The following is a 15,908-nucleotide window of genomic DNA, read 5'->3' as shown; positions in this document are numbered from 1 at the left end:
GGAGGGCGCGCCTCGTGCGCCCTCTCCGCTGTGTGAGGCGGCGAATTGACTGACTGAGAAGGCCCACGCAATGCTCTGCCACGGAGGCGCGCTTGAACTTCGTCATCGAGTTCTACCGGTCGCGCGACGCCGACGAAGCCACGCTCGACAAGGTGTCGCTGGAAGCGCCGAACCTGCGTGCCGCGCTGCAGGGCGCCACCGCGCTGTTCCACACGCTGGCCATGCCGCAAATCCCCGATCGCCTGCGCATTTGCGACGACGATGGCAGCGAGCTTTACGCTGGCCCGGCCGACGGGGCGTATCCGGCAGGGGTGTGAGGAGCGCCGCGCACTTCCACAGAGTTCTCCCCAAACGGTTGGACGCAATCCTCCCGCGCAACCGGGCCCACGATCATAACATCAGGCTCGGCGTTTTCTCCGACATGGGTAAGGGCGACGACTGGCCGGAGCTGTGCGAGAAGATCGTCACCGCCGACATCTTCATCCTCGGCCTGCCGATCTGGATGGGCCAGCCATCGAGTGTCGCCAAGCGCGTCATGGAGCGCATGGACGCCTTTCTCGAGGAAACCGACGGCAAGGGCCGTATGCCGGCCGCCGGCAAGGTGGCGCTGGTGGCGATCGTCGGCAACGAAGATGGCGCCCATCATTGCCACGCCGAATGCTTCGAGGCGCTCAACGATGTCAGCTTCACCATTCCGGCCAATGGCGGCGTCTACTGGGTTGGCGAGGCGATGGGCGACGTCAACTATGTCGACTTGCCGAAGACCCCGAAGAAGGTCGCCGTCATGATCGAGATGGCCGCGTCAAATGCCGCCCATCTGGCCGCCCTGCTGAAGGGCAAGGCCTATGTCGGGGTAGGGAACACGAGCTCATCATCTAGTTGAGATAAGATTTTAACACAGCTCCATTCTCCAAATCAGTTTTTAGCGTACGCATTATCTCAATCACAAGATCAATGGCTTCCACGATCTCCGCCTCATCCGATTGAAGGAATTCTCCATGGGCGACCTTATTTCTCTTCGCGACTATAATTTCATCGATAAAATTCTTTTTGGTCTCGTAGTACGTCATGTCGAGTCCGCAGACATAGGCGATCTCAGAGAAAACGTCATAGTTAAGATTTCCGACGTGTGAGAGACGACCAAATAGAGAAATTTTAGGCTTCTCATCAGCAAGTTTTTTCACCAACTCTGAGCCTTCGTGCCAAAGTTTGAATGATCTCTTCGACCCAACAATGTCGTCAAATTTCGCCTTAAGCATCGGGCCCATAAAGCAGCTCTTCAAATCCGACATCTTTGCGACTTGGTCGGAAACGAAACTTCCATAATGGTCGGCAACCGTTTTTACAAACCCTTCCCAGTGACAATAAATGATAGGGATCGCCGCCCGCCGAAGGCATTTCCTATGTTCTTCATGGCCAGATAGAACAAGTCTCTTAAAAATCGATATCTCTTTAATTCTCCAAGAAAATTCATTATCCATCAACTCAGAAAAATGATAGATGCTACGGACTTTCATTGCTGAAAGAATTGTTCCGCCGAAGCGAAAATTAGATTGCTCAGACGCTGGGTACCTCGAACACCCGCACCAGTATTTTGCTCAATTTGAGGGTGATTTGGAATATCATCTATCCTCTGCCGAACAAAATCCACATCGTCGCCACCCCGATCAATATATTTTGAAACACCCAAGCATATAAACTCGTAGTATGCCAAAGAGAACCTATTATTCTTTTCAAAAGCTTCAGATTCCTTAGCTTGCCAAATTATATCAAATGCTCCACGAATAACGTTCAGCTCTGCATCTATATCAAAGGCAGAATTTTCACAAATTGCAATGGAGCTCTTGTCAAGATATTCGTGAACGTCAAGCCTACTGTTGTATGGAAAATTCCTATAGACAAGTATCCTAAGAACAAGCTCCGTAAGATACTGTCGAGACTCCCTAACCCCACCAACCGGAACCATCTCCGTAAAATTGTCATCCTGTGACAAGTTGCGCAGAGATATCAAAAGCTCAGGACGTAGAGAGAAAATTATACAATTCCTAATTTCCTGCTCAGATAGATTTGAGCCGCCCGTATTCAGCCTTTGAAACAGCTCAAACTTAACTGTTGCGTCCGTTTCAGGCCCAAGTATTTCTACACGGACTCTCGACCTCTTAATCGTAAGTTGATGCGCTGGCGACAACACATCTACCGGCAGATTGGCGCCATCGATATCTTGCTCTTCTTTTGTCGGCCATCTAACTCCAGTTAACGAGGGCAGGAGATTAGTTCCATCGCACACAAAAGAGGCCTCCTCCCGCAAAATACCAAGGAATTGAAGAAGCGTGGAGACCCGCTGCAACCCATCAACAAGTTCCCACTTACCATTAGGCCGCGTGAAAACAAATATCGGCGGGATTGGGATATTCAAAAGAAGAGATTCTATAAATCTCGTTTTTTGCGTTTCTTCCCAACGGAAGAGTCGCTGATACTCAGGATTAATTACCAGCTCATCCTTCTCATACAATGTCGATATCTCACCAAACGACATATCATATCCGTCACGATAGATAAGTTTTCGCGCCGAGGATATTTCTTCTGCTAAAGGCATGCTCTTCTCTCTATCAAAGCTAAAAATTCGTCAGAAGGGTCCACAGAGATTTTCACCATAGAGGGTGCCCAAAAATAGCAATTGGATTGGGCTTTGCTTTCGGCAACCAAGTCAGTCCGTTTTCCGATATTCCCAGATCAATGGCTCATCAGCAAGAGGCCACATAATACCTATCTGCCTCGGCGTTTGCCTTACGCCAATTCTCCCACCGGATAGGGAAATGAGAACCTCAGCACGGCCCGTCTTCAACGACGCGATAGTCCGCGGCGCGGGCTTCGCAGGAATTGGGGAAGGTACGCGTCTCGCCGTGCCGGCGCGCGCACACCGGCGCATATTCGCGGGTGCAGAACGTCTGCTCTTCGCCGCCACCACCGCCACCGCCACCGCCGCCACCGTCGCGGCACGGACCGTCGCGCACGATGCGATAGCCGGCCCGGTCGGCAAGGCAGGCATTGGCGAAGGTCTGGCGGTCGCCGCCGCGGCGGGCACAGACCGGCTCGTACTGCTTGCTGCAATATTGCGGTTCGGGCCGTGGCGGGCGCGGCCCCGGTCCGTCATCGACCACGACCGTGCAGGCGGCAAGAATTGCCGACAGCAACAGGATGACAAAACCCTGCCGCGAAAAGATTGCCGCCAGAAATTTCATGATGATCTCCCACGATCGCGTCCCCGGTTGCCGATCCTCGCCATTCCCTTGCCAATTGCAACCCCCGTTTGCAGCCCTTTCAGCCGGAAACGGCGCCTGGGCCGTGGTTGGCGACAGCCTCCTCGGCCACCTCGACATCTGGCCCATTCGTGGCCCGGCTCTGGCCGATGACCCCGCCGGCAAGCAAGCCTATGCCGAGCCGATCGATGTTCAGGTCAGTCGATCCATGCGTCGGGATGCGCCAATGCGGCGGCCCGCGGCGCTATCTTGCAACCATCACGTTTCCGTGCGATAAATTCCGTGTTCGGGCATTTGCGACCCGGAGAGCGGAACGTTTTGGACGACCTTTCCCCGATACTGTGAATCTCTGACGGCCCCGTTTTCGGCGGGGGGTTTGACCATGCGCCAATGCATGACTGCCGAAGCAACCACCGGGAACTGCCCTTTGCGCCAGGCGGCGGGCAGGACCACCAAAGACTGAACGGGTGAAGGAGTTTCCCCAATGGCCCAGACCGGCACCGTTAAATTCTTCAACGCGACCAAAGGCTTCGGTTTCATCACGCCCGATGGCGGCGCCAAGGATGTGTTCGTCCATATTTCCGCGATCGAGGCCTCCGGCCTGCGCACGCTCGTCGACGGCCAGAAGGTTACCTTCGACGTCGAGCCGGACCGCATGGGCAAGGGCCCGAAGGCCGTCAACCTCCGCGCTGCCTGAGCCATCGGGACGTCCCTCGGACGCGCGACGAAGGCTCCAATGCCTGAACCTGGCTTGGAGAGGGATCTGAATTTTGAAAGGCGCGGCGATCTTCGTCGCGCCTTTTTCGTGCCGAAGACGCACACCAATGCATATCGCCCAAAAATGGCTGGTTCGGAGAACGATATGCATGAAAACAAGGACTCTGAGGCGCGCCGTGACGCCCTATGGCTGCCCGCAAAACTTTCTCTTGCCGATGACGCTAAAATAAAGGACAAATTTCCACTCGGGCATTTGCCGGCCCGAGACTGGAGTTTATGGGACAAAGGAGCTTCCCATGCCGCAGACCGGCACCGTCAAATTCTTCAACCATGCCAAGGGCTTCGGCTTCATCACGCCCGATGATGGCGCGAAGGATGTTTTCGTCCATATTTCAGCCGTGCAGGCGTCAGGTCTTTCCGGTCTCGAGGATGGGCAGAAAGTGTCATTCGACACCGAGCCGGACAAGCGTGGCAAGGGTCCGAAGGCCGTCAACCTGTCGGTCGGCTGAGCCGGCTCGGCGACGGCAAGCAGTTTCGCCCTCTTGAGAGCGTGTGATCCTTGACGCCTGTTTTTGAATCAACACGTCGAAATCCGTTCAGCCCCCGTTCAGCCACGGTTGCATATTAGTCTTTGGTAAAGCCGCACCGCATCCCCGAAACTGCACGGGCCGGTACGAAGGAGACCAAGATGAACCGAATTTTCAAGACTGCCGTCCTGTCCGCTGCCGTGGTCGCCACCACGCTTTCGGCCTTGCCCGCCGCCAACGCACGTGACTGGCACCGTCATCACGGCAACGGCGATGCCATTGCCGCCGGCGTGCTCGGCCTCGCGGCCGGCGCGCTGATCGGTGGTGCATTGGCCAATGACCGGCCGCCACCCGACGCTGACCGCTACTACGACGACGGTTACTACGATCGTGACGTCGTGGTGCGCCCGGCCCCGGTCCGCCGCTACTATGCGGAGCCGAGGGTTGTCTACGCCGATCGTTATGCCGAGCCGTGGACGCGTGACTGGTACGAATACTGCTCGGACCGCTACCGCACCTTCAATTCCCGCACCGGCACGTTCACCGGTAATGACGGCGAGCAGCATTTCTGCACGGCGAACTAAGACCAAGGGCTTCCCTGCCCCAAGCAAAAAGCGCTGACCGCGAGGCCGGCGCTTTTTGTTATTGAGCCCCTATTTCGATCGGATCGCCAAAGGGCGCCAGGGTGCGTTGAGATTCAGATCAGGCCAGCCTCAGCTGAATATCAGCACAGCCTAGACCAGGAACGGATTGGTACGCCTCTCCTCGCCGAAGCGGCCGCCGGGACCATGGCCGCAGATGAAGCCGATATCGTCGCCGAGCGCCAGGAGCTTGTCCTTGATCGAGGCGATCAGCGCCGCATGGTCACCGCCCGGCAGGTCGGTGCGGCCGACCGAACCGCGAAACAGCACGTCGCCGACATGGGCGAACTTGGCCGCGCGGTTGTAGTAGACGACATGGCCGGGGGCGTGGCCGGGGCAGTGCAACACCTCGAACACATGCGAACCGAACGAGACGGTCTCGCCTTCGGTCAGGAACCGGTCGGGCACGCAGTTGCGCGCGCCCGCGATGCCATAGCGCCTGCCCTGGTTTTCAAGATTGTCGAGCAGCGACTTGTCGGCCTCGTGCGGGCCGATGATCTCGACTCCGAGCGCTTCCTTCAGTTCCATGGCGCCGCCGGCGTGGTCGATATGGCCATGCGTTATCCAGATCGCACCGGCTGATATCGCATTGTCCTTCAGCGCCGCCAGCACCTTGTCGATATCACCGCCCGGATCGACGACGACACCATGCTTGTCGTCCATGTCGAACAGGATGGTGCAATTCTGCTGGAACGGTGTGACCGGCACGATGCCGGCATTGAGCTGACCCATGATCGTCCTTTCGCTATGCCAGCGGTGATGTAGAGATGCCAGTGAAGGGCGTCCACCCTTCGAAAGACGAACAGTCAGTAGCCCTAAAACGGAAATGGGCGGCCGAAGCCGCCCATTTGAAAAGACGAATGGCCGCTTACTTCTTCATGGCGCCCATGACCGCACCGAGAATGCCGGTCAGGATCGCGCCGCCGCCGGCACCGCCGACGATGTTCTGCAGGTTCAGCGCGCTGCCGAGACCGCTCGTTGCCGCCGCAGCCGCGGCCGGATCGACCGCACCGCCGCCGAGCAGGCTGCCGAGGAGCGCCGCACCGCCGACGCCGCCAATGGCTCCGCCCAGGATTTTGGGAAGCTGACCCATCGCCGCTGTCTTGAGCGCCGCACCGACCGCCTGACCACCGATGATACCTGTAATCACCTGTATGATGATCGGAAGAAGCGTGTTCATGTCCATATGATTAGTCCCTCCATAGCTGCCAGCCTCCCGGGCCGACAGCATCATGAGACGCCGAATTGGACGAAAGTCAAATGCAAGAATGCTTAAATAAAAGGGGCGGTCCCAAAACCGCCCCTGCTTGCTAAAAAAGCTGTGACTATCGTTATTCTGCGGCGATCGCGTGCTTGGGTTGAACGGCGGCAGAATAGTCGTTCATAAGGTTTTTGGCGATTTCACCGACCTCGAATCGGTAAGGTCCGATCTCCGAAACCGGCGTTACTTCCGCCGCGGTGCCGGTCAGGAAGCATTGCTCGAAGCCCTCCAGTTCTTCCGGCAGGATGGCGCGTTCGATCACCTCCAGACCGCGATCCTTGGCCAGCCCAATGACCGTGCGCCGGGTGATGCCGTCGAGGAAGCAATCCGGCTTGGGCGTGTGGATCTTGCCGTCCTTGACGAAGAAGATGTTGGCGCCGGTCGCTTCCGCGACCTGGCCACGCCAGTCGAGCATCATGGCGTCGGCATAGCCCTTGGCCTCGGCGGCATGCTTGGACATGGTGCAGATCATGTAGAGGCCGGCGGCCTTCGATTTGGATGGTGCGGTGCGCGGGTCCGGCCGGCGCCATTCCGCCACGTCGAGACGGATGCCTTTCAGCTTCTGCGCCGGATCGAAATAGCTCGGCCACTGCCAGATGGCGATGGCGCAGTTGATGCGGTTGTTCTGCGCCGAAACGCCCATCTGTTCGCTGCCGCGCCAGGCGATCGGCCGGACATAGGCATCCTGGAAATCCTGCTTCTTCAGAAGCGTGGTGGAGGCGTCGTTGAGCTCGGCCACCGAATAAGGAATCTTGAAGCCGAGCAGGCGCGCCGATTCGTGCAGGCGCTCGGTGTGTTCGTTGAGCTTGAAGATCTCGCCGCCATAGGCGCGCTCGCCCTCGAAGACGGCGCTGGCGTAATGCAAGCCATGGGTCAGCACATGGACCTTGGCCTCACCCCATTGGACGAATTCGCCGTTCATCCAGATGAAGCCATCCAGTTGATCGAAGGGAACGGATGCCATGGTAACCTCCCGCGGGCGGCAGCCCGCATAGTGTTGTATCGTTGTGTGTTTCGTGTCGGTCGCGCAAAGCGGCCATTGTGCTGGAGCGTAAGCGGATAATTGCGCTCTGGCAAACTCAGGAAGTTCCGGAAAAACCGGCTTGCCTTGCCTTTTCGTTCGCAATCCGCCCAAAAGCTTGTCAAAAATTACCATTGCAGGGAAATTACGTCAATAGTACTGACATAATCTCTCTTCCCCACGGAGAAATGATGACGGATCGAAGCCACGCAGCCGGGAAACCGATCAGGACCGCGATCACGGACGAGGACGGCATCGACTTCGCCATCATCGAACTGCTCTTCTTCGCCTATCGTGACTTCACCTCCGATCCGGATCAGATCCTGGCCGATTACGGCTTCGGCCGCGCCCACCACCGGGTGCTGCATTTCGTCAACCGCAGGCCGGGCCTGACGGTCGCCGAACTGCTCGACGTGCTGAAGATCACCAAGCAGAGCCTGGCCCGCGTGCTCAAGCAGTTGATCGACACCGACCATGTCGTGCAGTTGCAAGGTCCGCGCGACCGCCGCCAACGCGAGCTTTATCCGACGGCCAAGGGCCGTGCGCTGGCGCTGGCGCTGGCACGGCCACAGTCGCGCCGCATCCATGCTGCATTGGGAGATTCCGGAATAACCGAACGGACCTTGGTGGAACGGTTCCTCGAAGCGATGGTCGATCCGGAACTGAGGGCGCAGATCGACGTGGGGTCCGCAAAAATGTCAGGGAAAAACCATGGAGAGCACTGAACGGGTCGATCACGCGGCCGCACCGGACGACGACGCGCCGCATTTGCTTGTCGTCGACGACGACACCCGCATCCGCAATCTTCTCAAGCAGTATCTGACCGAAAACGGCTTTCGCGTCACCGTCGCCGGCAATGCCGGCGAAGCCAGGCGCAAGCTCGCCGGCCTCGACTTCGACCTTCTGGTGCTCGACGTCATGATGCCCGGTGAGACGGGCGTCGACCTGACAAAGTCGCTGCGCGCCGAAAAGAACGTGCCGATCCTGATGCTGACAGCGCTGTCGGAAACCGATAGCCGCATCAGTGGGCTGGAGGCCGGCGCCGACGACTACCTGCCAAAACCTTTCGATCCGCGCGAGCTGATCCTGCGCATCAACAACATCCTGCGCCGCGGTGGCCCGGCGACCACGCCGAAGGTCGAGCAGCTGGTTTTCGGCCCCTACACCTTCCAGATCGCCAGGCGCGAATTGAAGCGTGGCGGCGAGGCGCTGAAGCTGACCGATCGCGAGCAGGAGATCCTGGCGATCTTCGCCGCGCGAGCAGGCGAGACGATACCCCGCCACGAGCTTGTTGGCGACGATTCGGAAGTCGGCGAGCGCACCATCGACGTCCAGATCAACCGCCTGCGCCGCAAGATCGAGCGCGATCCGTCCAATCCGGTCTGGCTGCAAACCGTGCGCGGTATTGGGTATCGGCTCAGCGTGGAATAGAATGCCGCCTGCGGCCGGCTGAACGGCTGCGGGCAAGCGAAAAGAGCGGATGGCAACCACGGAACTGGAACAGCCGGGCAATGGCGGCTTGAGCGCACGCGCGACGCGGACGCTGAAGGCGGTGCCGCGCGCCTGGAACCGGTTCTGGCGCCTTGTGTCGCTATATATGCCCAAGCGGCTCTATGCCCGCTCGCTGATCATCGTCATCGCGCCGATGATCCTGCTGCAATCGGTCGTCGCCTTCGTCTTCATGGAGCGCCATTGGGCAACCGTGACGCAGCGCCTGTCGCAGGCCACCGTGCGCGACATCGCCGCCATCATCGACCTGATCGAGACCTATCCGCACGACGCGGACTACACCAACATCATCCGCATCGCCCAGGACCGCATGCAGCTAAAGGTCGACCTGCTGCCGCCCGACCCCTTGCCGCCGCCGGGACCCAAACCCTTCTTCTCGATCCTCGACGATGTTCTGTCGTCCGAAATCACCCGCCAGATCAACCGCCCGTTCTGGATCGACACGGTCGGCAATTCCAACATCGTCGAGGTGCGCGTCCAGCTCGAGAACAGGGTGCTGCGCGTCTTCGTGCGCCGCAGCCAGGCCTATGCCTCGAACACCCACATCTTCCTGATCTGGATGGTCGGCACTTCGCTGGTGCTGCTGATGATCGCCATTCCCTTCCTGCGCAATCAGATCCGCCCGATCCTGACGCTTGCCGAAGCCGCCGAAAGCTTCGGCAAGGGCCGGCCGATGCCGCGCGATTTCCGGCCGCGCGGCGCCGAGGAGGTTCGCCGCGCCGGCTTTGCCTTCATGCAGATGCGCGAGCGCATCGAACGCCAGATCGAGCAACGCACCGCCATGCTGACCGGCGTCAGCCATGATCTCAGAACCATCCTCACCCGCTTCAAGCTGCAGCTGGCGCTGGCAGGCGGCAAGGCCGAGACCAAGGCGGCGCTCGACCAGGATATCGACGACATGCAGTCGATGCTCGAAGGCTATCTCTCCTTTGCCCGCGGCGAGGCTTCGGAAGATGCCGGACGGTTCGATCTCGAGGCCTATTTCCAGAAACTCGACGAGGAAGCCAGGCTGCGCAAGCGCAAGCTGTCGACGACGCTTGCCGGCGATCCCGATGTGCATGTGCGGCCGAACGCCTTCGCCCGGCTGATGTCCAACGTCATCGGCAACGCCTTCCGCTATGCCAAGACAGTGGAGGTCAACGCCACCCATGGCCGCGGCTCGCTACTGGTCACCATTGACGATGACGGCCCGGGCATTCCGGCCGACAGGCGCGAAGACGTGTTCAAGCCCTTCGTGCGGCTCGACGAGGCGCGCAACCTCGACGCCAGCGGCACCGGGCTCGGCCTGTCGATTGCCCGCGACATCGCCCGCAGCCATGGCGGCGATATCACCCTGGACGACAGCCCGCTCGGCGGCCTGCGCGCCGTCATCAAGGTTCCAGCATAGCGGAGCATGATCCCGAAAAGTGGAAACCGGTTTTCGGACAAGATCTTGCTCCACTAAAACACGGGCTTCATCCGCCCGTCATGAAACCATGGTCAAGAGCGCGAATGAAGCGCGCGACCTCGATTGATTCGGCCTTGCCGCCTCACTTCGACCCCGTACCCGCCCGGGTGCGCTGGAGCGAAGTGAGGGTAGCCAGTTGGTCGCCGTTCCGGCATCGTCTCAAGGCAACCGTCGACCTTTCCTGCAAAGGGCCGCCATGCGCATATTGATGGTCACCGACGCCTGGCGCCCGCAGGTCAATGGCGTCGTCCACACGCTGGAGCGGCTCACCGAAACGCTGAAATCCTTCGATGTCGCCGTGGATTTCCTGACACCCAACATCTTTCACACCTTGCCCTTGCCGACCTACCCCGACATAAGGCTGGCGCTGACCACGCCCGGCCATGTCGCGCGCTTGATCGAAGCCGGCAAGGCCGACCATATCCACATCGTCACCGAGGGTCCGCTCGGCATCATGGCGCGGCGCTATTGCCGCAATGCCGGCCGGCCGTTCACCACCAGCTATCACACGCGCTTTCCCGAATATCTCAGCGCCCGCCTGCCGGTGCCGGAGAGCTGGGCCTATCGCTGGCTGCGCGATTTCCACAATTCCGGCCAGGGCACGCTGGTCGCCACCCAGTCGCTCGCCGACGACCTTTCGGCGCGCGGCTTCACCAAGCTCAGGCCATGGACGCGCGGCGTCGACACCGATCATTTCCGGCCGGACAAGAAGAAGGATCTCGGCTTCCCCGGGCCGGTCTTCCTCTGCGTCGGCCGCGTCGCCATCGAAAAGAACCTGAGCGCCTTCCTCGACCTCGACTTGCCCGGCAGCAAGGTGATCGTCGGCGAAGGCCCCGAGCTTGCCCGGCTGAAGGCGAAGTACACGCAGGCGCATTTCCTAGGCCATCGCCCCAATGACGAACTGGCCGAGATCTATGCCTCCGCCGACGTCTTCGTCTTCCCCAGCCGCACCGACACGTTCGGCAACGTCATCATCGAGGCGCTTGCCAGCGGCACGCCGGTCGCTGCCTATCCGGTGACTGGACCGATCGACATCGTCGGCGACGGTTTTGGCGGCGCGGTTTCGAACGACCTGCGCGAGGCAGCGCTCGCCGCGCTCAACGTCGACCGCGCCGAGGCGCGCGAACGCGCCATGCGCTATAGCTGGAAAGCCTGCGCTGAAATGTTTCTCGACACGGTCGAGGAAGCACTGGGAACGACGCGGAAGCTGGTGGCCTAAAATAACCTGCCGCCGTCCGGCACCCTGCGCTCGATAGCGCCAAGCACGACGGCGCCCTCTTCGTCGGGAAAGCCGAGCGTCAGCACTTCCGACATGAACGGGCCGATCTGGCGCGGCGGGAAATTGACCACCGCGAACACTTGCCGGCCGATCAGCGTTTCGGGCGTATAATATTTGGTGATCTGCGCCGACGATTTCTTGATGCCGATGCCGGCGCCGAAATCGATCTTCAGCTTGAATGCTGGCTTGCGCGCCTCCGGAAACGGTTCGGCTTCGACGATCGTGCCGGCGCGGATGTCGACACGATCGAAATCGGCAAAACTGATCTCGGGCATAAGCGCGCTGCTCGAACTCATCTCTGTCTTGTCTGCCTACTGTGGTTCAGGCGTTGCCGTAGGTCTCGAACAGCACGCCGGCCAGCGCGTCCTTGGCCGAGGTTCCGGACCAGACGACGAATTGGAAGGCCTGGAAATAGCATTCGCAAGCTTCCAGCGCCGACGACAGCAAGACTTCAACCTGCTGGCTCGACGGTTCGACCCCCCCGGCCAGCAGCAGCGACTGGCGGAACATGATCGCGCCCTCCTGCTCCCAGAGGTCGAAATGGCCAAACAGCATCTGTTCGTTGATCAGCGACAGCAGCCGCATCACTTCCAGCGCGCGGGTCTCCGGCACCTTGATGTCGAAGGCGCAGGCCAGGTGCAGCGCCTCGAAATCCTCCATCCACGAGAAGGAGACGTGATAGTCGGTCCAGCTGCCGGCAACCGAGATCGAAATCTCGTCGTCGCCAGCCCGCTCGAAGGACCAGTCGTTGTTGTGGGCCACCTGCTCGATAACATCCACCGGATGGATTTCGCGGGACAATTCGAGTTCGAGAAGTTCCATGGAATGCTTCCTGTCGTTCTGTACGAGCGCCGCCACACGCTCCGCGGGAGGGCACACACAACGAACAATCTGATCTAGAACTCGGACGGTCAGGACTTTCTTCGCGCAAAGAGCACTTCTCGACACAAAGACCCCAGACCGGACCCCACCGCCCGGCCGCATGACCCTGCTCCGAATCATGCAACAAATTCAGTCTATTGATCGGGAGTCGCGTGAACAGCCCAATTTTTCGCACTGCGTCATTCGCATGTGGAAAGCCGCTGTCACAAAGATTCATGCAATGCCGTTAAGCGATTCACGGCAAAGCGCTTTTCAGGATCGGGCTATGTGGAAAAGTTTAACGATTATTTTTTTGCGCGGGGCTTGGCCGCCGCCGCCGGTGCGGCGTCACCGCCCAGTTCGGCGAGCTTCGCCTCGAGCACCTCGATGCGGGCGACAAGGCGGGTGTTTTCTTCCCGAGCCTTGGCGGCCATCTCGCGTGCGGCTTCGAACTCTTCGCGCTGCACCACATCCATGGTGTTGAGAATGCGCTCGGCCTGCCCCTTGAAGGCGGTCTCCACCTCACGGCGCACGCCCTGGGCGGCCCCGGCGGCGTCGGTCATCAGCTTGGCGAATTCATCGAGAATGCGGTTCGGTCCGGTCGACATGGCAAATCCTCGCTTGCTTAAATTGACGTAGTGGCGCTGCGCGCGGAATGCAAGAACGTTGGAGCCTGCTGCGGCATCACGTCGGATCCACCCTTTATCCAAACACTGGCAAATCCGGTCAATAACTATTATTATTTGGAGCAGTTCGCAGGAGCACCGACATGGCCATTAGCGCAGACTTAGGCACCCGTCTCGAAGACATCGTCAACCAGCTTGTCAGCACCGGTCGCTATAATTCGAAGAGCGAAGTGCTGCGCGAAGGCGTGCGCCTTGTCGAAGAGCGGGAGAAGCGCCTTGCCGCTCTCGATGCCGCTCTCGCCAAAGGCATTTCGGATGCTGATGCCGGGAGGGTGAAGCCCGCAGACGAGGTGTTTGACCGGCTGGAGGCCAAATACAGAGCGATGGCAGAGAAGAGCAAGTGAAGCGGCTGGTCTTCACCAATCAGGCGGAGGCAGACCTTGAAGCCATTGGCGACCATATCGCACTGGAGAGCCCGTTTCGTGCTGCGACATTCATCCAGGAATTGCGCCACGATTGTGTCGAGTTGCGTGCCATGCCTGAACGGTATTCACTCTTCGAGCGACATCGATCCTCAGGCATTCGGCGACGCGTCCACGGCAACTATCTGATTTTCTATCGCGTTGGCACAGAAACCATAGAGATCCTGCACATCCTGCACGGCGCGATGGACCTTGGACCGATCCTGTTCCCTGACAGTTGACGACGACCACCTTGCCTTGACCCTGCCAAAACCCTGCCGCATGGTCCGCGCGCAAACGCGTTTCGCAACCAAGAGTTCCCAGTTGAACGAATATTTCCTGCTGCCGCTGGCCTCCCTGCCCTTCCCCAACATCAACCCGATCCTCATCCAGATCGGGCCGCTGGCGGTGCATTGGTACGGCGTCGGTTACATCGTCGGCATCCTGTTTGCCTGGTGGTATGCCAAGCGGCTTGCCGCCAATGCCAAGCTATGGCCGAACGGCGTCCTGCCGATGAAACCGGAGGACCTCGACGATTTCATCGTCTGGGCGGCCATCGGTGTCGTGCTCGGCGGCCGCACCGGCTATGTGCTGTTCTACGATTTGGCGCGCTACATTGCGCACCCGCTCGACATCTTTGCGGTCTGGCAAGGCGGCATGTCGTTCCATGGCGGCTTGCTTGGCGTCATCCTCGCCATGACGCTGTTTTCCGTAAAGCGCGGCATCCGCACATGGTCGCTGTTTGACGTCGTGGCCGCCGGCGTGCCGGTCGGCCTTGGCCTGGTGCGCGTCGCCAACTTCATCAATTCCGAGCTGTGGGGCCGGCCAACCGACGTGCCCTGGGCGTTCGAATTCCCCAATGGCGGCCCGTTTGCCCGCCACCCGAGCCAGCTCTACGAGGCGCTACTCGAGGGCGTGGTGCTGTTCCTCGTGCTGCGCATCCTGACCCATTCGCGCCTCAAGCTGAAAACGCCGCGCTTCGTCGGCGGCGCCTTCATCTGCGGCTATGGCCTGTCGCGCATCTTCGTCGAGTTCTTCCGCGAGCCCGACCAGCAGCTCGGCTATCTCCTCGGCACCAACTGGCTGACCATGGGCATGATCCTGTCGACGCCGATGGTGCTGGCCGGCATCTGGGCGATGCTGACCGCCAAGCCGGTGCCGCAGCCGCAGCCGGCATGACACGGCTGAAAACCCGCATCGTCGACCTGATCGAGGCACTGGGGCCTCTTCCCGTCAACGAATACATGGCTCTGTGCCTGTTCGACCCGCGGGACGGTTATTATACGACGCGCGAGCCCTTTGGTGCGGCCGGCGACTTCGTCACCGCACCCGAGATCAGCCAGATGTTCGGCGAACTGGTCGCTGTGTGGATATACCAGGCCTGGCTGGCGAGCGGCCGGCCGCTGCCGGCCACCATCGCCGAGATCGGCCCTGGACGCGGCACGCTGATGAAGGACATGCTGCGCACGCTGTCGCGACTTGATCCCGATCTGGCCAACGGCGCCACATTCGCCATGATCGAGACCAGCCCGCGTCTGGCCGAGGTGCAGCAACAGACGCTTGGCGTCACACCCTTCGCGATTGGCTGGCACGAAACCATCGACACCTTGCCGCGGCAGCCGCTGTTCATCGTCGGCAACGAACTGTTCGACGCCGTGCCCGTCCGTCAGTTCGTCCGCGCCGGCGCCGGCTGGCGCGAGCGCATGGTCGGCCTCGATGACACCAACGCGTTGCGCTTCTTCGCCGGTGCCGGCTCGGTTGACCCGACCTTGTTGCCCGTCGATGCGGCCGAAGCGCCGCAAGGCGCTATCGTCGAAGTCGCGCCGGCCCGAACCGCACTGATGGCAGCCTTCGCCGAGCGCATATCCCGCCATGGCGGCGCCGGGCTATTCCTCGACTATGGCCATCTCCAGCCGGGTGTCGGCGACACATTGCAGGCCTTGCGCGGCCACAATCACGAAGATGTGCTGGCCAACCCCGGCGAGGCCGACCTGACCACCCATGTCGATTTCGCCGCCCTTGCTGCAACCGTGCGCGCGCACGGCCTTGACGCCCATCTGTCGACGCAGGGCGATTTCCTGCTTGGCATGGGTATCCTCGAGCGCGCCGGCCGGCTCGGCGCCGATGCCTCCCAGGCCGCGCGCGACAAGATCACTGAGGCCGTCGAGCGCCTCGCCGGCCCGCAAGCCATGGGCGAACTGTTCAAGGTACTTGCGGTGCTGCCGCACGGCTTGGGGGTTCGGCCCTTTGCCACAGCGGATTGACTTTTCACCGCCGCCCCTCCCAATCTCCCGTCTG

22 protein-coding genes are annotated in these 15,908 nt (G+C 60.3%); 13 read left to right on the top strand and 9 right to left on the bottom strand.

Annotated elements, in window-relative coordinates:
• Window positions 1-92 precede the first annotated feature (92 nt).
• Window positions 93-317, top strand: a complete 225-nt coding sequence (locus NKJ06_RS04730) for a hypothetical protein (RefSeq protein WP_352627629.1) — start codon at window positions 93-95, stop codon at window positions 315-317.
• A gap of 38 nt (window positions 318-355) precedes the next feature.
• Window positions 356-883 (top strand): flavodoxin family protein, encoded by a 528-nt coding sequence (locus tag NKJ06_RS04725; RefSeq protein WP_352627628.1) that lies wholly within the window; start codon window positions 356-358, stop codon window positions 881-883.
• Here the strand turns inward: NKJ06_RS04725 and NKJ06_RS04720 are convergent.
• The 3 genes from NKJ06_RS04720 to NKJ06_RS04710 form a co-directional block, all read right to left on the bottom strand.
• Window positions 876-1,517 (bottom strand): MAE_28990/MAE_18760 family HEPN-like nuclease, encoded by a 642-nt coding sequence (locus tag NKJ06_RS04720; RefSeq protein ID WP_352627627.1) that lies wholly within the window; start codon window positions 1,515-1,517, stop codon window positions 876-878. The two genes, NKJ06_RS04725 and NKJ06_RS04720, sit on opposite strands and share 8 nt — an antisense overlap.
• Entirely contained in the window at window positions 1,514-2,596 is a 1,083-nt protein-coding gene (locus NKJ06_RS04715) for a GmrSD restriction endonuclease domain-containing protein (RefSeq protein WP_352809270.1), read from the bottom strand. Before NKJ06_RS04715 ends, NKJ06_RS04720 begins: the two co-directional genes overlap by 4 nt.
• 229 nt (window positions 2,597-2,825) lie before the next feature.
• Complete coding sequence (locus NKJ06_RS04710; RefSeq protein ID WP_352627625.1) at window positions 2,826-3,242, bottom strand: Kazal-type serine protease inhibitor family protein; 417 nt, start codon at window positions 3,240-3,242, stop codon at window positions 2,826-2,828.
• 502 nt (window positions 3,243-3,744) lie between these two features.
• Between NKJ06_RS04710 and NKJ06_RS04705 the strand changes: the two genes are divergently transcribed.
• From NKJ06_RS04705 to NKJ06_RS04695, 3 genes are all read left to right on the top strand, one after another.
• Window positions 3,745-3,957, top strand: a complete 213-nt coding sequence (locus NKJ06_RS04705) for a cold-shock protein (RefSeq protein ID WP_006202520.1) — start codon at window positions 3,745-3,747, stop codon at window positions 3,955-3,957.
• A 316-nt stretch (window positions 3,958-4,273) separates the two neighbouring features.
• Complete coding sequence (locus tag NKJ06_RS04700; protein WP_352627624.1) at window positions 4,274-4,486, top strand: cold-shock protein; 213 nt, start codon at window positions 4,274-4,276, stop codon at window positions 4,484-4,486.
• A gap of 179 nt (window positions 4,487-4,665) precedes the next feature.
• Window positions 4,666-5,088, top strand: a complete 423-nt coding sequence (locus NKJ06_RS04695) for a BA14K family protein (RefSeq protein ID WP_352664159.1) — start codon at window positions 4,666-4,668, stop codon at window positions 5,086-5,088.
• Window positions 5,089-5,238: 150 nt separating this feature from the next.
• Here NKJ06_RS04695 and NKJ06_RS04690 read toward each other — a convergent pair whose 3' ends face one another.
• The 3 genes from NKJ06_RS04690 to NKJ06_RS04680 form a co-directional block, all read right to left on the bottom strand.
• Complete coding sequence (locus NKJ06_RS04690; protein WP_352809269.1) at window positions 5,239-5,877, bottom strand: MBL fold metallo-hydrolase; 639 nt, start codon at window positions 5,875-5,877, stop codon at window positions 5,239-5,241.
• 136 nt (window positions 5,878-6,013) lie between these two features.
• The gene (locus NKJ06_RS04685; RefSeq protein ID WP_352809268.1) at window positions 6,014-6,331 is read right to left on the bottom strand and encodes a hypothetical protein; all 318 of its coding nucleotides are present in this window, start codon (window positions 6,329-6,331) and stop codon (window positions 6,014-6,016) included.
• A 145-nt stretch (window positions 6,332-6,476) separates the two neighbouring features.
• Window positions 6,477-7,370: a branched-chain amino acid aminotransferase gene (locus NKJ06_RS04680; protein ID WP_352809267.1), complete on the bottom strand. Its 894-nt coding sequence runs from the start codon at window positions 7,368-7,370 to the stop codon at window positions 6,477-6,479.
• 248 nt (window positions 7,371-7,618) lie between these two features.
• On the opposite strand from NKJ06_RS04680, the gene NKJ06_RS04675 reads away from it, so the two are divergent.
• From NKJ06_RS04675 to NKJ06_RS04660, 4 genes are all read left to right on the top strand, one after another.
• Window positions 7,619-8,152 carry a MarR family winged helix-turn-helix transcriptional regulator gene (locus tag NKJ06_RS04675; protein WP_352627718.1) on the top strand — a complete coding sequence of 178 codons (534 nt, stop codon included), beginning with the start codon at window positions 7,619-7,621 and terminating at the stop codon, window positions 8,150-8,152.
• A complete protein-coding gene (locus NKJ06_RS04670) occupies window positions 8,139-8,858 on the top strand; it encodes a response regulator (RefSeq protein ID WP_013530014.1) in 720 nt (239 codons plus the stop codon). Before NKJ06_RS04675 ends, NKJ06_RS04670 begins: the two co-directional genes overlap by 14 nt.
• 49 nt (window positions 8,859-8,907) lie before the next feature.
• The gene (locus NKJ06_RS04665) at window positions 8,908-10,323 is read left to right on the top strand and encodes an ATP-binding protein (RefSeq protein ID WP_352663986.1); all 1,416 of its coding nucleotides are present in this window, start codon (window positions 8,908-8,910) and stop codon (window positions 10,321-10,323) included.
• A 256-nt stretch (window positions 10,324-10,579) separates the two neighbouring features.
• The gene (locus NKJ06_RS04660) at window positions 10,580-11,602 is read left to right on the top strand and encodes a glycosyltransferase family 4 protein (protein WP_352809264.1); all 1,023 of its coding nucleotides are present in this window, start codon (window positions 10,580-10,582) and stop codon (window positions 11,600-11,602) included.
• Here NKJ06_RS04660 and NKJ06_RS04655 read toward each other — a convergent pair.
• The 3 genes from NKJ06_RS04655 to NKJ06_RS04645 form a co-directional block, all read right to left on the bottom strand.
• On the bottom strand, window positions 11,599-11,958 hold the full coding sequence (locus NKJ06_RS04655) for a tRNA-binding protein (RefSeq protein ID WP_352809262.1): 360 nt from the start codon (window positions 11,956-11,958) through the stop codon (window positions 11,599-11,601). The genes NKJ06_RS04660 and NKJ06_RS04655 overlap by 4 nt on opposite strands.
• 25 nt (window positions 11,959-11,983) lie before the next feature.
• Window positions 11,984-12,484 carry a type III secretion system chaperone family protein gene (locus tag NKJ06_RS04650; RefSeq protein ID WP_269905202.1) on the bottom strand — a complete coding sequence of 167 codons (501 nt, stop codon included), beginning with the start codon at window positions 12,482-12,484 and terminating at the stop codon, window positions 11,984-11,986.
• Between the two features lie 344 nt (window positions 12,485-12,828).
• Complete coding sequence (locus NKJ06_RS04645; RefSeq protein ID WP_352809260.1) at window positions 12,829-13,131, bottom strand: accessory factor UbiK family protein; 303 nt, start codon at window positions 13,129-13,131, stop codon at window positions 12,829-12,831.
• 161 nt (window positions 13,132-13,292) lie between these two features.
• On the opposite strand from NKJ06_RS04645, the gene NKJ06_RS04640 reads away from it, so the two are divergent.
• The 4 genes from NKJ06_RS04640 to NKJ06_RS04625 all read left to right on the top strand — a co-directional run bounded on the left by NKJ06_RS04640 (window position 13,293) and on the right by NKJ06_RS04625 (window position 15,874).
• Window positions 13,293-13,553: a type II toxin-antitoxin system ParD family antitoxin gene (locus NKJ06_RS04640; RefSeq protein ID WP_352809258.1), complete on the top strand. Its 261-nt coding sequence runs from the start codon at window positions 13,293-13,295 to the stop codon at window positions 13,551-13,553.
• Window positions 13,550-13,852: a type II toxin-antitoxin system RelE/ParE family toxin gene (locus NKJ06_RS04635; RefSeq protein ID WP_352809257.1), complete on the top strand. Its 303-nt coding sequence runs from the start codon at window positions 13,550-13,552 to the stop codon at window positions 13,850-13,852. The genes NKJ06_RS04640 and NKJ06_RS04635 overlap by 4 nt, the downstream gene beginning before the upstream one ends.
• An 82-nt stretch (window positions 13,853-13,934) precedes the next feature.
• Window positions 13,935-14,789, top strand: coding sequence for a prolipoprotein diacylglyceryl transferase (lgt, locus tag NKJ06_RS04630; protein ID WP_352809255.1), 855 nt, complete (start codon window positions 13,935-13,937; stop codon window positions 14,787-14,789).
• Window positions 14,786-15,874, top strand: coding sequence for a class I SAM-dependent methyltransferase (locus NKJ06_RS04625; protein WP_352809254.1), 1,089 nt, complete (start codon window positions 14,786-14,788; stop codon window positions 15,872-15,874). Before lgt ends, NKJ06_RS04625 begins: the two co-directional genes overlap by 4 nt.
• Window positions 15,875-15,908 lie beyond the last annotated feature (34 nt).

Origin of the sequence: Mesorhizobium sp. M0293, from assembly GCF_040321735.1 — a bacterium.
GTDB lineage: Bacteria > Pseudomonadota > Alphaproteobacteria > Rhizobiales > Rhizobiaceae > Mesorhizobium.
This window is presented reverse-complemented; position numbering and strand designations above follow the sequence as displayed.

Excerpts from the sequence above, each read along its gene's own strand:
- NKJ06_RS04700 (WP_352627624.1), top strand. The coding sequence starts at position 4,274 with ATGCCGCAGACCGGCACCGTCAAATTCTTCAACCATGCCAAGGGCTTC.
- NKJ06_RS04650 (WP_269905202.1), bottom strand. The coding sequence starts at position 12,484 with ATGGAACTTCTCGAACTCGAATTGTCCCGCGAAATCCATCCGGTGGAT.
- NKJ06_RS04710 (WP_352627625.1), bottom strand. The coding sequence starts at position 3,242 with ATGAAATTTCTGGCGGCAATCTTTTCGCGGCAGGGTTTTGTCATCCTG.
- NKJ06_RS04655 (WP_352809262.1), bottom strand. The coding sequence starts at position 11,958 with ATGAGTTCGAGCAGCGCGCTTATGCCCGAGATCAGTTTTGCCGATTTC.
- NKJ06_RS04625 (WP_352809254.1), top strand. The coding sequence starts at position 14,786 with ATGACACGGCTGAAAACCCGCATCGTCGACCTGATCGAGGCACTGGGG.
- NKJ06_RS04705 (WP_006202520.1), top strand. The coding sequence starts at position 3,745 with ATGGCCCAGACCGGCACCGTTAAATTCTTCAACGCGACCAAAGGCTTC.
- NKJ06_RS04675 (WP_352627718.1), top strand. The coding sequence starts at position 7,619 with ATGACGGATCGAAGCCACGCAGCCGGGAAACCGATCAGGACCGCGATC.
- NKJ06_RS04720 (WP_352627627.1), bottom strand. The coding sequence starts at position 1,517 with ATGAAAGTCCGTAGCATCTATCATTTTTCTGAGTTGATGGATAATGAA.
- NKJ06_RS04685 (WP_352809268.1), bottom strand. The coding sequence starts at position 6,331 with ATGGACATGAACACGCTTCTTCCGATCATCATACAGGTGATTACAGGT.
- NKJ06_RS04670 (WP_013530014.1), top strand. The coding sequence starts at position 8,139 with ATGGAGAGCACTGAACGGGTCGATCACGCGGCCGCACCGGACGACGAC.
- NKJ06_RS04660 (WP_352809264.1), top strand. The coding sequence starts at position 10,580 with ATGCGCATATTGATGGTCACCGACGCCTGGCGCCCGCAGGTCAATGGC.
- NKJ06_RS04645 (WP_352809260.1), bottom strand. The coding sequence starts at position 13,131 with ATGTCGACCGGACCGAACCGCATTCTCGATGAATTCGCCAAGCTGATG.
- NKJ06_RS04695 (WP_352664159.1), top strand. The coding sequence starts at position 4,666 with ATGAACCGAATTTTCAAGACTGCCGTCCTGTCCGCTGCCGTGGTCGCC.
- NKJ06_RS04640 (WP_352809258.1), top strand. The coding sequence starts at position 13,293 with ATGGCCATTAGCGCAGACTTAGGCACCCGTCTCGAAGACATCGTCAAC.
- NKJ06_RS04680 (WP_352809267.1), bottom strand. The coding sequence starts at position 7,370 with ATGGCATCCGTTCCCTTCGATCAACTGGATGGCTTCATCTGGATGAAC.
- NKJ06_RS04715 (WP_352809270.1), bottom strand. The coding sequence starts at position 2,596 with ATGCCTTTAGCAGAAGAAATATCCTCGGCGCGAAAACTTATCTATCGT.
- NKJ06_RS04665 (WP_352663986.1), top strand. The coding sequence starts at position 8,908 with ATGGCAACCACGGAACTGGAACAGCCGGGCAATGGCGGCTTGAGCGCA.
- NKJ06_RS04690 (WP_352809269.1), bottom strand. The coding sequence starts at position 5,877 with ATGGGTCAGCTCAATGCCGGCATCGTGCCGGTCACACCGTTCCAGCAG.